General features: G+C 69.1%; 20 protein-coding genes. 5 read left to right on the top strand and 15 right to left on the bottom strand.

Features of this window, described 5'->3' with window-relative positions; all coding sequences use genetic code 11:
* The 6 genes from DQW06_RS05400 to DQW06_RS05375 form a co-directional block, all read right to left on the bottom strand.
* Positions 1 to 357 (bottom strand): hypothetical protein (locus tag DQW06_RS05400; protein ID WP_198662387.1); only part of this gene is annotated, 357 nt, incomplete at its 3' end.
* Positions 358 to 457: 100 nt separating this feature from the next.
* The gene (locus tag DQW06_RS05395; RefSeq protein WP_117198074.1) at positions 458 to 658 is read right to left on the bottom strand and encodes a hypothetical protein; all 201 of its coding nucleotides are present in this window, start codon (positions 656 to 658) and stop codon (positions 458 to 460) included.
* Positions 655 to 2,229, bottom strand: coding sequence for a hypothetical protein (locus tag DQW06_RS05390; RefSeq protein ID WP_117198073.1), 1,575 nt, complete (start codon positions 2,227 to 2,229; stop codon positions 655 to 657). Before DQW06_RS05390 ends, DQW06_RS05395 begins: the two co-directional genes overlap by 4 nt.
* A complete protein-coding gene (locus tag DQW06_RS05385) occupies positions 2,226 to 3,569 on the bottom strand; it encodes a phage portal protein (RefSeq protein ID WP_117198072.1) in 1,344 nt (447 codons plus the stop codon). Before DQW06_RS05385 ends, DQW06_RS05390 begins: the two co-directional genes overlap by 4 nt.
* 4 nt (positions 3,570 to 3,573) lie before the next feature.
* A complete protein-coding gene (locus DQW06_RS05380; RefSeq protein WP_198662386.1) occupies positions 3,574 to 5,286 on the bottom strand; it encodes a hypothetical protein in 1,713 nt (570 codons plus the stop codon).
* Entirely contained in the window at positions 5,267 to 5,743 is a 477-nt protein-coding gene (locus DQW06_RS05375; protein ID WP_198662385.1) for a hypothetical protein, read from the bottom strand. Before DQW06_RS05375 ends, DQW06_RS05380 begins: the two co-directional genes overlap by 20 nt.
* Before the next feature lie 783 nt (positions 5,744 to 6,526).
* Between DQW06_RS05375 and DQW06_RS28850 the strand changes: the two genes are divergently transcribed.
* Together DQW06_RS28850 and DQW06_RS05365 are read left to right on the top strand one after the other, a co-directional pair.
* Complete coding sequence (locus tag DQW06_RS28850) at positions 6,527 to 6,703, top strand: hypothetical protein (RefSeq protein ID WP_157983349.1); 177 nt, start codon at positions 6,527 to 6,529, stop codon at positions 6,701 to 6,703.
* Positions 6,704 to 6,712: 9 nt separating this feature from the next.
* A complete protein-coding gene (locus DQW06_RS05365; protein WP_117198071.1) occupies positions 6,713 to 6,988 on the top strand; it encodes a hypothetical protein in 276 nt (91 codons plus the stop codon).
* 253 nt (positions 6,989 to 7,241) lie between these two features.
* On the opposite strand, the gene DQW06_RS05360 is transcribed toward DQW06_RS05365, so the two are convergent.
* On the bottom strand, positions 7,242 to 7,550 hold the full coding sequence (locus DQW06_RS05360; RefSeq protein WP_117198070.1) for a hypothetical protein: 309 nt from the start codon (positions 7,548 to 7,550) through the stop codon (positions 7,242 to 7,244).
* A gap of 132 nt (positions 7,551 to 7,682) precedes the next feature.
* Between DQW06_RS05360 and DQW06_RS05355 the strand changes: the two genes are divergently transcribed.
* From DQW06_RS05355 to DQW06_RS05345, 3 genes are all read left to right on the top strand, one after another.
* The gene (locus tag DQW06_RS05355) at positions 7,683 to 7,904 is read left to right on the top strand and encodes a hypothetical protein (RefSeq protein ID WP_117198069.1); all 222 of its coding nucleotides are present in this window, start codon (positions 7,683 to 7,685) and stop codon (positions 7,902 to 7,904) included.
* Positions 7,905 to 7,920: 16 nt separating this feature from the next.
* A complete protein-coding gene (locus DQW06_RS05350) occupies positions 7,921 to 8,178 on the top strand; it encodes a hypothetical protein (protein ID WP_117198068.1) in 258 nt (85 codons plus the stop codon).
* A 190-nt stretch (positions 8,179 to 8,368) separates the two neighbouring features.
* Positions 8,369 to 8,599, top strand: coding sequence for a hypothetical protein (locus DQW06_RS05345; protein ID WP_117198067.1), 231 nt, complete (start codon positions 8,369 to 8,371; stop codon positions 8,597 to 8,599).
* A gap of 123 nt (positions 8,600 to 8,722) precedes the next feature.
* Here the strand turns inward: DQW06_RS05345 and DQW06_RS05340 are convergent, their stop codons facing one another.
* The 8 genes from DQW06_RS05340 to DQW06_RS05305 form a co-directional block, all read right to left on the bottom strand.
* A complete protein-coding gene (locus tag DQW06_RS05340) occupies positions 8,723 to 8,926 on the bottom strand; it encodes a hypothetical protein (RefSeq protein WP_117198066.1) in 204 nt (67 codons plus the stop codon).
* On the bottom strand, positions 8,923 to 9,585 hold the full coding sequence (locus DQW06_RS05335) for a hypothetical protein (protein WP_117198065.1): 663 nt from the start codon (positions 9,583 to 9,585) through the stop codon (positions 8,923 to 8,925). Before DQW06_RS05335 ends, DQW06_RS05340 begins: the two co-directional genes overlap by 4 nt.
* 46 nt (positions 9,586 to 9,631) lie before the next feature.
* The gene (locus tag DQW06_RS05330; RefSeq protein WP_117198064.1) at positions 9,632 to 10,027 is read right to left on the bottom strand and encodes a hypothetical protein; all 396 of its coding nucleotides are present in this window, start codon (positions 10,025 to 10,027) and stop codon (positions 9,632 to 9,634) included.
* An 84-nt stretch (positions 10,028 to 10,111) separates the two neighbouring features.
* Positions 10,112 to 10,318 carry a hypothetical protein gene (locus DQW06_RS05325; RefSeq protein ID WP_117198063.1) on the bottom strand — a complete coding sequence of 69 codons (207 nt, stop codon included), beginning with the start codon at positions 10,316 to 10,318 and terminating at the stop codon, positions 10,112 to 10,114.
* The gene (locus DQW06_RS05320; protein ID WP_117198062.1) at positions 10,315 to 11,142 is read right to left on the bottom strand and encodes a hypothetical protein; all 828 of its coding nucleotides are present in this window, start codon (positions 11,140 to 11,142) and stop codon (positions 10,315 to 10,317) included. The genes DQW06_RS05325 and DQW06_RS05320 overlap by 4 nt, the downstream gene beginning before the upstream one ends.
* Positions 11,139 to 11,327, bottom strand: coding sequence for a hypothetical protein (locus DQW06_RS05315; RefSeq protein WP_117198061.1), 189 nt, complete (start codon positions 11,325 to 11,327; stop codon positions 11,139 to 11,141). The genes DQW06_RS05320 and DQW06_RS05315 overlap by 4 nt, the downstream gene beginning before the upstream one ends.
* Entirely contained in the window at positions 11,324 to 11,566 is a 243-nt protein-coding gene (locus tag DQW06_RS05310) for a hypothetical protein (RefSeq protein ID WP_117198060.1), read from the bottom strand. Before DQW06_RS05310 ends, DQW06_RS05315 begins: the two co-directional genes overlap by 4 nt.
* Positions 11,563 to 11,910, bottom strand: a 348-nt coding sequence (locus tag DQW06_RS05305) for a hypothetical protein (protein WP_157983348.1), incomplete at its 5' end; no start/stop codon positions are given. The genes DQW06_RS05310 and DQW06_RS05305, both read right to left, overlap by 4 nt.

Here is an 11,910-nt window from a genome sequence, read left to right as displayed (position 1 = left end):
CTCCAGCAGCTCGTCGGCGTCGGCCTCCAGCTCCTCCCGGGAGCTGCCGACCAGGCGTCGGGCCTGGGCGGTGGTGAGGCCCTTCTCGGCGGCGATCTCCAGGCGCAGGGCACGCTGCTCTGCGGCAGTGGCGCGCTTCTCCGCGGCCTCCCGGGCCTCGGTGGCGCGCTGCTGCTCGGACTTGTTGGCCTTCTCCTCCAGCTCCTTGAGCCGGGCCCGCAGGCCCTGGTTCTCGGAGTTGGCCTTGCGGATCTTGGCCTTGGCCCGCTCGACGTCGAGCACCTCGTCCTCGTCGCCCTCCGGGGGCTCCAGGGTCGGATCGGTGACCGGCTCGACAGGTTCGGTCGGCTCGGGCATGGGTGACCTCCAGGGTCGGGATGGGGGCGCCCTCCAGGGGCGCCGGGCATGCGAAAGCCCCGCACCGATCCGGTACGGGGCTTGCGGTTGATGGGTGCGGCTACTCGCGTCGGCGCCGACGGCGGCCGATCACACCTGGACGTGCGCCGGTGTCGGGGTCCAGGCCCATGATCTCGGCGGCCCTGCGGTGGTACTCGGTCTGCGCCTCCGGGGGTGCGTCCTCGACCCGGTCGACGCCGTACTGGGTCGACCATTCGGTCCACCAGGAGCCGAGTGCGATGCTCTGCTCGCGGCTGCTCATAGGTACTTCACCCCTCTCCAGGAGACGGCCAGCAGGACTAGTTTGCCGAGCCAGGAGTCGGTGCGGTCCATCCCGGGCTGGTAGCCCAGGCGGCTGATCTCGTAGGCAGACGGGTACTCGTCGGAGCCGAACCGTTGTCCGCTGCGAGAGATGACGTCGAGGGCCGCTGCGAGGAGGTCTTCCTGACGCTCGTACTCAGCGTCGCTGACCTCGTCGTCGTCCTGGTGGTCCTCGACCCACTGCTCGATCCGGTCGACCTCGCGCTCTAGGCGCTCGATGACCTCTTCGGCTTCTTCCTCGTTGAGGAAATCGTAGCCCTGTGTGGCCCACACGTACCCGCCAGCTGACAGACCGGCGAGCAGTTCAATCCGCTCCACACCAGACTGGCGGTACCAGTCTTCCAGGTGTGCGTTGAACGCGCTCGCGAACCCGCGCCCCTGGTAGGGCGCATCCAGGGTGAGCATGTCGTGGTGGGCCCACAGGTTGCCCTGGTCGTCGCGCATGAACTCGCGGATGACCTCGCCGACGGCCAGACCGCCGACGTTGATCTGCCCCTGCACGACGACCTCGTCCTCATCCGCCGACACCGAATCGATCGACACCTGGAAGACGGTGCCGTCCCGGCCGGTGTACTCGCCCTCGATGACCTGGGAGGCGGCGTCCTCGATGTCGGCGCGCCGCTCGTCGGCGTCGTCCTCATCAGTGGGTATGAGGTCACCAATGAGAGGGCGGTCGTCATCGTCGTCCGAGGGGGTCGGTGGGCCTTGGGGCGGTGAGCCTCCATTGGCGGAGCCGCCCTCCGTGGCCGGGTCCTCGGGTTGGCGTTCCGGGTCGTTGTCAGCTGCGTTGGCCTCGGCAACCTTCTGCCGGAACGCGGCTATCGGGTCGCCGGTGTTCGCCGACGCGTCCCAGGCGTCCACCCACCGCTGCACCTCGGGCGGCAGCTCCTCCGTGCGAGAGAAGACGGGCCAGGGCTCACAGGCGCAGTGGTCGTGGTAGCGCTCGCCGTCCTCGGTGGTGGACGCTGATTCCCGCGACCCGTAGACGGCGCCGCGGCTGGCGAGCATCGCGCACCACCAGCACGGGGCTGGCCCCGGCAGGCGGAACCAGCCCAGCGCTTCGCGGTCAGACCGGGCTGACTCGGTGATGGCCTTCCGGCCGCCCTCGGCGACCAGGCGTTCAGCGGCCCCGGTGACGGTGACGATGGTGACGTCCAGTGCCTCATCCGGAGAGCGGCCGGACCGGCGCCCGTTCTCATACGAGGTCAGGCCCGTCACGGCCAGCGACGTCTCCAGTTGGGCGGCCGGAGCGCGCGGCACCTCCACCGTGGGCGGGCGGCCGGGCACCCCAGCCTCGGCGCGGGCCTGGGCGTAGAACTGGCGGCCGATCTCCGCAGAGCGGGCCCGCTGGTCTTGGACCATGGCGGCCATCTGCGGGTACAGCACCGGCCACGCCTCGCGCGGGCCCTGCTCGTCCACCAGGGACCGCCACAGGTCCGCCATGCCCAGGGTGAGCAGGGACGTCAGGGCGGTCTGGGTGGTGCGGTGTCGGCGGGCGAGCGCGGTGCTCACCCGGTACCGCCGAGGTCGGCCATCTGGGCGTCGATGCGTTCGGCGAGCTGGCGCATCGGGTCGCCCTGCTCGGCCATGGTCTTCCACTCGGTGACGTCGTCCTGGGTGACGCCGGGGATGCGTCCCCACAGTGCCTGCGGTGGGATGCCGAGCATGGTGGCGGCCTTGCCGAGAGCGTCCACCGCTTGGGCCAGGGAGCGAGATCCCATGTCGGCCCAGGTGACGTGCGCGCTGGAGTCCGCGGCCTCGGTGGTCAGTCCCTCGATGGCGGCGGCCAGGCGCAGGGCTTGGTCGTGCGCCTGGCCCTCCGTGCGCTTGCGCTCCTCCACCTTGCGCTCCAGCCCGGCCTCCGCGGCAGCCAGGGCCTCGGCGGACAGGTTGACCATCTGGCCGGTGAGCTGGTGGCTGGGCGTCTGGGAGACCGCGGCGAGGGTCTCGACGTCGGCACGTCCGGCGCTGACGAACCCGTCCATGGGAGTCTCGTCCAGGGTGCCGAACTTGGTGTCGGGGTCCTCGGCGATGAGCAGGTCGTCCTGGCGCAGCCTCAGCTTCGCGGCGCGAGCCTCCTCCTCGGTCTCCGGCTCGGCCATGCCAGCGGCGGTGCGGATCTTCCAGCTGTTGAAGTGCTGGACCATGAGCCGGTCGAACGTGGTCTTGTTGATCCGCATCGCGGTGGTGATGAACGGCTCCACCTCGCCCGGCGACCGTCCGTCGAGATCGAGCATCGGGGCGTGCCGCACAATGGGGCACACCCCTACTCGGTGCTCACGGAACTCGATGTACTCGACCTTGTCGCCGTCAGCGTCCGCGGACAGGTACCAGATGCGCTCCTCGTCGTAGAACCGCAGCGCCCAGTTCTTCCCCGACGGCTCGGCCCGCAGGCCGTACATCGGCCACTCGTCCTCGACGTCGTCGGCGTACCAGGCGAGCATCTTGCGAGGTGACACACCGCGCATGACCGCGCCGGAGTCGCCGGGCAGGACGGTCTCGTATGCCTGCCCGTAGGCGAGCCCGGCCCGGCGCAGCGCGACCTGGCGGGCGTCCATGCCGTTGCGCTGCCAGATCGCCCACACCGGGTCGACGCTGCCCCCGGTGGGGGTGCGGTACCCGTCCACGTACATGGACTGGGAGACGGCGCTGACGACCAGGCCCAACCACGGCGTCTTGGCCAACTCCACCAGGCGCTTGATCTCGTCCCCGGCCTTGCGGGGCAGGTCGTTGTCCTCGTGCTTCCACCGGTACCAGCGGTCGATCCGGTCCAGCCGTCGGCGTTCCTTCTGGAACTCGGGCAGCAGCTGGTCGTGGACGAGTTCGACCACGTCGGCCTGGCTCATCACCATGTCATCACCAGACCTTTCCGGAGCGCTTCCGTTTGCGGTTGGGGTTGTTCAGGACCAGGCGGCGCAGCATGCGGGCGCCGACCATGCACACGGCCAGGTCGACCTTGCGAGCGGATTCGCGGTGGCCCTTCCACAGCGACACCCCCCACCGCCACGGGTAGCGGCGGGCGTTGCGGGCGTGGATGATCAGCCGCTTGTCGCCGTCGTGGGTGAAGGACCGGTCCTCGATCTCCAGGGCGGTGCGCTCGGCGGCCGCGGTGAACTGGGCGGCCCTCTTGTGGCTGGTCATGTCCCACATGACCGAGTGGCCCTCGTAGCGGCCGGGGATGGCCCACAGCTCCAGCTGGTGGCCGTAGCGGCGGTGCCAGTCGTCGATGAGCGCGTCCCAGTACCGTTCCTGGGTCTCGTCGTCGCGGGTGTGTGACGGATCCGCCCAGAACGCCACGACCTTGTACTGCTCGAAGACCTGGTCGACGCGGGAGTCGATCTCCCCGCGCGGCGCGGTCCAGTTCTTGCCTCGGTCGCCGGGCGGCTTCTGCCACATGCCCAGGGTCAGGACGTGGCCGTCGGAGATGCGACAGCCCACCAGGCCGGTCGCGTCATCGCTCTTGGAGCCGTCGAAGAACAACGCGATCTCGTCCTTCGGCGCCACCTTGACGTCGGGGTGGGACATCTCCTCGGACTCGAAGTCCTGCGGGACGATCCAGGCGTCCTCGGCCGCGACGATCTGGTTGTACCAGAACCGCCGAGAGCGACTTGGCGGGTTGCGGGGGTCCAGGATCGCGGCGACGATCCGGTCCACGTCCAACCAGGTCGCGTCACCGCGCACCGCCTCGATGACCGCGCGCGCGAACTCCGGCGACAGCAGCGCCTCGGGCGGGGCTTCCAGCGAGTCGTACATGATTCCCGACACCAGCGACGTCCCGGCCTGCCCGGCCTCCCACGCCTCCCGGGCCCGCTGGGCAACGCTGTCCTCCGAAGGCTCGTAGGCGTTGGTGATGGACAGGGCGCGGGCGGCGCCGTCCGCCGACTTGGTGGCGTTGCGGTCGATGACCGCGTCCATCTCGTGGCCCTCGTTGGAGGACAGCCAGTGGTGGGTCTCGTTGCGGACCACGAAGGTCGCCCGCGCACCCTCCAGCGCCCGCGGGGAGCTGGTGACGGCCTCGATGCGGGCCCGGCCCTGGTGGGCGTAGATGATCTCCTTGCCCAAGTCGATCCCGTACCGGGCGATGGCCGCCTTGGTGAACAGACCCGGGAACAGGGTCATGGTGTTCCTGGTCTGGTCCTTGGACACCGCGGCGATCTGCACCCACGCTTCGGGGTGCGCGACCCCGGCCGGGTGCGGGTTGCCCCAGGGGTCGGCGACCATGCGCCCGGACGGGTCCGGTCGGCACGGGCCCACGAACTCGATCGCCGCCCAGCTGGCGGCCAGCGGGTCCTTGCCCCAGCCCTTGAGCCGCTGGATGACGCCGTCGCGGTAGATGAACCGGTTGTGCTCGTCCACGGCGTACCACCACAGCGTCAGCCGAAGCTGCTCCGGGGTGTACCGCCACGGCACTCCGGAGGCGTGCTGGAGGTTCTCCGCCGTCCAGGCGACGGCGTGCCAGCCGAGTGTGCGCTCGGGCAGCAGCCACCGTCCGAACTCGTCGCGCTGCCAGCTGGGTCCGATGCGGACCGGTTCAACCCGCGGGGCGTCCTCAACCGCCGAGGGCGTCACGGTAATCGTTGAGCGCCGTCACGGCGGCCGACGGCCCTTCCTCTTCGGCGGCCTGGAGTTCCAGGCGCATCCGGCGCCGGTCCCCCTCGGTGACCAGGAGCACCGACATCGCCTTGAGGTAGGCCGCCAAGCTGGCGCCCTTGAGCGGGATCTCGTCCTTAACGACGTCGCCCTGCTCGGTGATGCCGACGACCTGGGGCTTGAGGTCGCGGCTGATCGACTCGGCGATGAGGTAGGCGGCAGCCCAGTCGGACGGCTCGTAGAACTCGGACTGGCCGGAGGTCTTGAGCGACTGGTACCACCGCTTCGCGATGGGGTGCCAGTCCTTGTCCGCAGCCGGGACGGTGACCTTCCGCGAGCGGGCCACCTTCGTCACGGTGGTGGTCTCGCCGTCGGCGGGCTTGTTGCGGCGGCGCCGCTCGGAGGAGTGCTTGGGAACGGGGCCTCGGGTGCCCATGGTGGCGGCCTCCAGGGTCGAAAGCGCCTCCAGGGCGCGGCCGGGCGGTGGTGGAGAGGCGGGGGTTCGAATGTTGAAACCCGTACAGGGCCGGAGCTGCTATGACCCCCCGGGCTATCGGCGATCCTTAGGGGGGTGCCCCCCACCCCGTATGTGCTGGTCAGAGGGTTGTGCGGTGCCGGGGTGCTGTTCGGGCTTGCGGAGACGGCTCGGGCGCGGACGGTGCGCGGCGTTGCCTTCAGCGGACGACTTGCGCTTGTGGTGTCGCGGACACAGGAGCTGGAGGTTCGCGTCGCGGTGGTCCCCGGGATCCTCCCGGTGGTCGACGTCTGTCCCAGGCTCCCCGCAGATCCCCCCGACGGCCATGCGCCACTGGCACTCGCCACGGTCGCGGCGGATGATGCGTGGCCGGATGTGGGTGTACCAGTCGGGTGGGAGTTCCTCGCGGCGGTTGGATCCCTGCCATCCCCCAGACATCCCCAGGTCACCTCCCCCACCTGACGCGGTTGTGCCCGTGCGGTTGTCGTAGTGGCCGCCTGTGGCCAGCCCAGGGCGTGCCGAGGGAGCTGGCGTTACTGTGGCGCCATCCCCGCACGCGCGCCCCGGAGGCTTCCCGTGTCATATCCCCCTGCCCCTGGTCCTCAGGGGCCGTATGGCCATCGCCCTCCGCAGTGGCACCAGCAGCCCCCACCGCAGCAGTGGCAGTCGCCCGTGCCCCAGCAGCCGCGGCTGCCGAACGGTCGGTTCGCCCCACAGGGCTACTCGGCTCCGCCGCCTCCGCCGATGCCTCGGTACTCCAAGAGCGTGGAGCGCAAGCACGGCCTGGGCGGCATGGCCAACAGCGTGCACCTGATCTTGACGCTGCTCACGTGTGGGCTCTGGCTGTTCGTGTGGATCCCGTGGTGGATCGTGCGGATGATCATCCCGAGGCGGCGGGTCACGAAGACGTACTACCGGTAGGGGCGAGCCGTGCTGCAGTCGACAAAGGTTCTGATCCTGCTCGGGGTCGCGCTGGCCGTGGCCGGGGGGATCGCTGGCGCTCTACCGTTTGAGGCCGGGCTCGGAGCCAGCTGCGGGCCGGTGTTCTCGCCGGGGAACCCCTACATCGAACCAGCGGTGTGCGCGACGGAAAGGTCGACGCGAGCCCTGTTCACGTGGGGGCCGATCGCGGCCGGAGCAATTTTGGTGTTCGGCGCGATGCTCATCGATCCGTCGTTCGGGCGGAAGAGCGAAGAGGTGAAGTAGGCCCCGCCCTGGCTCGACGCGCCCACTCCCCAGCGGAGCGGAGACGGGACGTGAAGTATCCGCCGCAAGGAGAGCCTCGGGTGGGGTGCAGCGGGCAGATGGGCATACCTGACGGTTGGAGCACATGTCGGAGGGGAGCGAGGAGCTACCGCCGGGCAGGTCTCGGAACGCCAAAGGCCCGGGGCCTCCGGGCCTTAGGCGCTGACGTTCGCTCCGCTACGAGAGGTGACAGCAAGTGTTGTCGATCAGCTTGTCACGTGGCTTGGATGGCGAGGTAGATCTGCCAGGCCGCCGCAGCCACGCCTAACACCGCGATGAAGAGAGTGACCCCCCATTGCCACCAGACGTGCTTCCCACTTTTCGCCAAGTCAGCGTTTTGAGTGCGAAGAAGCCTGTTTTGCTCCTCCAGAAGGCTGTTCTGCTTCTTGGTTTCAGCGAGGCTACCCAGAAGCGCTTCATGCGCTTCGGCCTTCCTCGCCACCTCTCTTGCGATGTGATCGAAGCCCGGAGGTTTCGCGCTGGAGGGGTCGGGGCGCTCTCTGTCCGGGAAGAACCTGCTCATGGCTTGGCCTCCTAAGAGTTGAGCTTCCAGCATGGCACCAGCTCACGTAGGCAGTCTCCTGCTCTGGCAAAGGGTGCACAGATTGTCTCTGCTCCCGCCTACCCTTGCTGGAACCGTCAAGGGGGTCCGGAGTTGGGAAAGTTCAACGAGCGCGAGTTTGAGCGCAAGGTGAAGAAGGTCATCGATAAGAAGGCCAAGCAGGCTAACAAGGACGTCGAGAAGCTCGCGGAGAAGTCGGGCGGCAAGTCGCGCGCCTCGGTCGAGCGCGAGCTGAAGAAGACCTACGGCAAGCACGGCTTCGAGATGGACAAGAAGATGGTCCGCGAGCAAGCTAAGCGGATTACCGACAAGTAGTTCTTTGGGAGGCTTGTTGGAAGCGACCAAGAAGATCAGGTTGCAGGTCCCGCAGAACGACCCTGATGAAGCTGTTCGGTCGGTTCGCTACCTGGATGGTGAGACGGTGGAGATCCCAGAGCACCAGAGCACCTGGACTGTCAACCAAGGTCCGTTCAACATCCGGTTCCAGTACTCCGGCGAACGGCTGAACTACCGCGATCCGGAGGACCCGGAGACCTTCATGTCTGTCGACGTGTACCGACCTATGGGATGGACCCACCGCCAGCGCTGACTCCTACGACGAAGGCCCCGACCATGTCTCGGTCGGGGCCTTTTGGCGTTTCTGCTGCCCGACAGTCGGGGACGCACATCGGGGAGCGGGTGCTTCCTACCGGACGGGTCTGAGGATTCTCAGTGAATATGCAGGCCCAAGTCTTAGTCTGGTATCGCCCCACATCGCCGAGAGCGTGCATGGAGGAACGTTGAGGATCGAGTTCAACGAGGATGGCTTCGACGAGTTGGAAGCGCACATCCGAGGCGCCACTCAGAAGAGCGAGCAGGCGATCAACAGGGTCGCCGACAACGCCGCTGGGAAGTCCGTCGACCAGGTGGCGGAGGAGATCAGCCACGCACTTCGGGGGAACAACACGGAACCGGACGAGGCTGAAGTTCGCAAGCTCGCGCAGCAGATCGTGGAACACCACTCAAGCTGAGCGTATGGCGAAGGGCCCCGCACCATCGGTGTCGGGGCCCTTGAAGTCGGTGTGGACACAGCTCTGCCATCGCATTTTGTCCGTCAGGAAGAAATGTACCACCAGTAAGGGTTCTGTGGCGACTTAACCCTTACGGCGTTTCCAGTGGACGCGTCGGGCGGCTTCGCAGGCGAACACCTCCGACAGCCAGAACCGGGCGGGCCTGCCACTGCCGGGGATGGGCTGGAGGTAGCCGCGGCGCTTCCACGTGTCGATGGTGTCGCGGTCGACGTCGAGTTCGGCGGCGGCCTCGGCGGCGGTGACCTTGATGTCGTCCTGGCGGTTCATGCGCTGATCCCTTCGGTGATGGTGTGCCACTGGGCGGCGTGCCACTGGTGGCGGCGCGGGGCGGTCTCGTCCCCGCACGGGCAGGTGTCGTCGCCGCACCGGCACGCGACGTTGGAACAGGTGACGACGCCCCGGTCGGCGAGCTCGCGCAGCGACTTGGCCCCGCAGTGCGGGCAGCGGGCGGTCAGCTTGTGCACTTCGCCGGAGTCGCCGAGCGCCCACCGGGCCTTCGCGCGTAGCCGGTACGCCTCGGCGAGGACGTGCGTCATGAGGTCGTCGACGGCGGCCACCTTCGGTAGCAGCTTGATGATGGCGCCGATCCGCCGGTTGGTGGTCGCGGCCGGGGGCATCTGCGGGGCGACCCGGTCGCGGACGGCCTCTTCGAGGTCGGCGATGTCGGTGTCGATGTCGCGGCGGGTCTGCATGACGGTGATGTCGCCGGGGGCCGGGCTGGCGCCGAGGGGCTTGATGCCGTGGGCGAGCTGGGTGAGGGCGTCGTGGCGCTCCAAGGTGTGGAGGCGTCCGGCGTCGGCGACCTGCTCGGGTGTGGGCCCCCAGCCTGTGGGGCGGTGGATGGGGTGGGTGGTGTCGCGCATATCGGCGAGGAGCGACCGGAGGTCGTTGAGTGCGGTGTAGGCCTGGGTGGTGCGGTCGGTCATCGGTCCCCCGTGGTGGTGCGGTGCCGGGCGTTGAGGCCCTGGCGGTCTACTGGTCGGTGTGCCGTAGAGCGACGGCGAGGATGATGTCCGCTTCGAGGACCGCTTCGAGTCCCCGGCAGGTGCGGGCGGCCTGGTGGGCGAGCGCGTACTGGAGGTGGTCGACGGCGGTGAACAGGGCCCCGACGGGGGGTAGGTTGGCCGCGTCGCCGATGTCGTCGGCGGCCTGCACGACCCACCACAGCTCCTCAGCGAACACCTCGGTGGTGGGCTGTTCGAGGATGCGGGGGATGAGCAGGAACTCCCTGAGTAGGTAGGCGGACCGGACAACCTCGGGGCGGAACGGCTCGCCGCGGAAGTGGTAGGCGTTGCGGACCGTGTGGACGACGGTGTGTAGGTGCCCGGTGTCGACGGTGACGATCTCGCGCGGGGTGATCAGCGGCACGGTCTGGCCTTCCTGGTGGTGTGCGATCCTGAGCGGCGGGACCGGGGCGGTAGGAACGCCCCGGTCCTCACTTCGTCCGGTGGGTCATCGGGTCGCGCGCTCGTTGATCAGCCGCATCACCTCGGCGGCGTGCCGGGTGCAGACCTGGATGACCTTGGGGTCGCGGTCCAGGGCCTCGCCGGTGCAGCGTTCGCCGTTGGAGCGCAGGACCCTGCACTGCGGTCGCGGGTTGGCGGGTACCTGGGTGAGGGCGTCCTTGAACGTCACTCCGGGGCGGGTCTTGGTGGTCACTGGTCGTTCCCTTCGTTGGTGGTGCAGGCGGGGCAGTCGAGGCGGCCGTCCGGGCGGACCTTCCACGCGTCGCCGGGGTGCCACTCCATGGGGTCCGTGCGGCCAGCGGTCGCGGCGGCGGTGATCGCCCCGGTGGCGGTCGGAGCGTGGAGGCCGGTGCCCTCCCAGTTCGTGAAGTGGGCGCCGCAGGAAGCGCATGCAGCGACCCGGCACGCGGCGGTGGACCGGACGGGGACGCTGGCGTCTACCTCGAACCCCTCGTAGGCGAGCTTGTCCCGGTGGGCTTCGGCTTCTTCGCGGGTCGGCCAATGCCCGTTTGCGGCGGCCTCGGCGAGGAACCCGGTGGGGTCGGTGAGGGTCCAGCAGCCGGACACAGTGACCGTGGCGAGCGCGGACAGGTCCCCGGGCAGGGTGGGCGCGGTGGCGGCGGGGGGCGCCCAGGTGACCGTGTAGTCGAGGACGTCGAGGAGCGGCCCCTGCCCTTCGAGGTAGGCCCGGAGGGTGACGGTCTGGCCGGTGTCGGCGACGAGGACGGGGTCGATCATGCCGGTGCCGTACTCGGTGGCGAGGGCAGCCCACGCGACGACCGGGGAGCTCCACGAGTGTCCGGCCTGGGTGAAGGTGATCGTCCACCCGGGGTCGGTGGCGGTGAGGTTCAGGATCGTGCCGGGCGCGGTCGCGGGGCGGCCGGTGCGAACGTGGATCTCGTCGGGGCGCACGTCGAGGTCGACGCATCCGCGGTGGGCGTCACCGCTGTTGTCGGGGCAGAAGTGCCAGGGTCCGTGGTCGAGAGACGTGCACTCGTCGATGGTCGGGGTGGTCATCGGGTCTCCTTGTCGGCTTCGAGTTCGCGGGCGATGCGGTCGGTGTCGGCGTTCAGCCGGTCGGCGACGGCCGTGATGCCGTCGAGAACGCGGTCGAGGCGGTCTTCGAGGCTGAGGACCAGGTCGGCGAGTTCGCCGTTGGGCTTGGCGGTGAGCTCTTCGCGGCGCTGCTCTTGGGGCGTCACGGGGTCTCCTTCGGGTTGGTGTGCTGGTCGTGGAGTTCGCTGATGAGGGTCGTGGCTGCGGTCCGGATGGTGTCGTCGAGGCGGGCGGTTGCGAGCATCCGCAGCGCCCCCTTGACCGTTTTGGCTTCGCTCAGGACCACCAGGGCGCACCCGGCGGCCTTGCGCGTGGTGCTGTTCGCAGGGGCCGCGAGAAGGCGGAACCGGGCGGCCTCGGCGAGCGGCGCCAGCGGGGAGGTCACCGGGAGTCCCGGACGGCTTGGGCGAGCTGCCGGACGCCGTCCGCGAGGAGGGTGCTTTCGTCGGCCCGGAGGTCGGTGGCGATCTCGGTGACGGCAGCGGCCTGGACGGCGGGCAGCCAGTCGGAGATCAGCTTCATGAAGTCGGGGAAGGTGGCGGCGCCCGTGACCTCGTATCGCTCGGAGAAGTCGACGATGACCAGGTAGGCAGGGGCTTCGGCGCGGTGGTAGGCGGCGAGCGCTAGGGAAGCGTGCAGGTCACGGCCGAACTGGGCGAAGGCTTCGTAGCCCTTGTCGCGGAGCTCCTTGTCGAGGTCTTGTGCGATGTCGATGGGGGGCTCGGAGGA

The organism is Nocardiopsis sp. TNDT3 (genome assembly GCF_003427465.1).
Classification (GTDB): Bacteria; Actinomycetota; Actinomycetes; order Streptosporangiales; family Streptosporangiaceae; genus Nocardiopsis; species Nocardiopsis dassonvillei.
The sequence above is the reverse complement of the archived record's forward strand: the minus strand, read 5'-3'. Positions and strand labels throughout refer to the sequence as shown.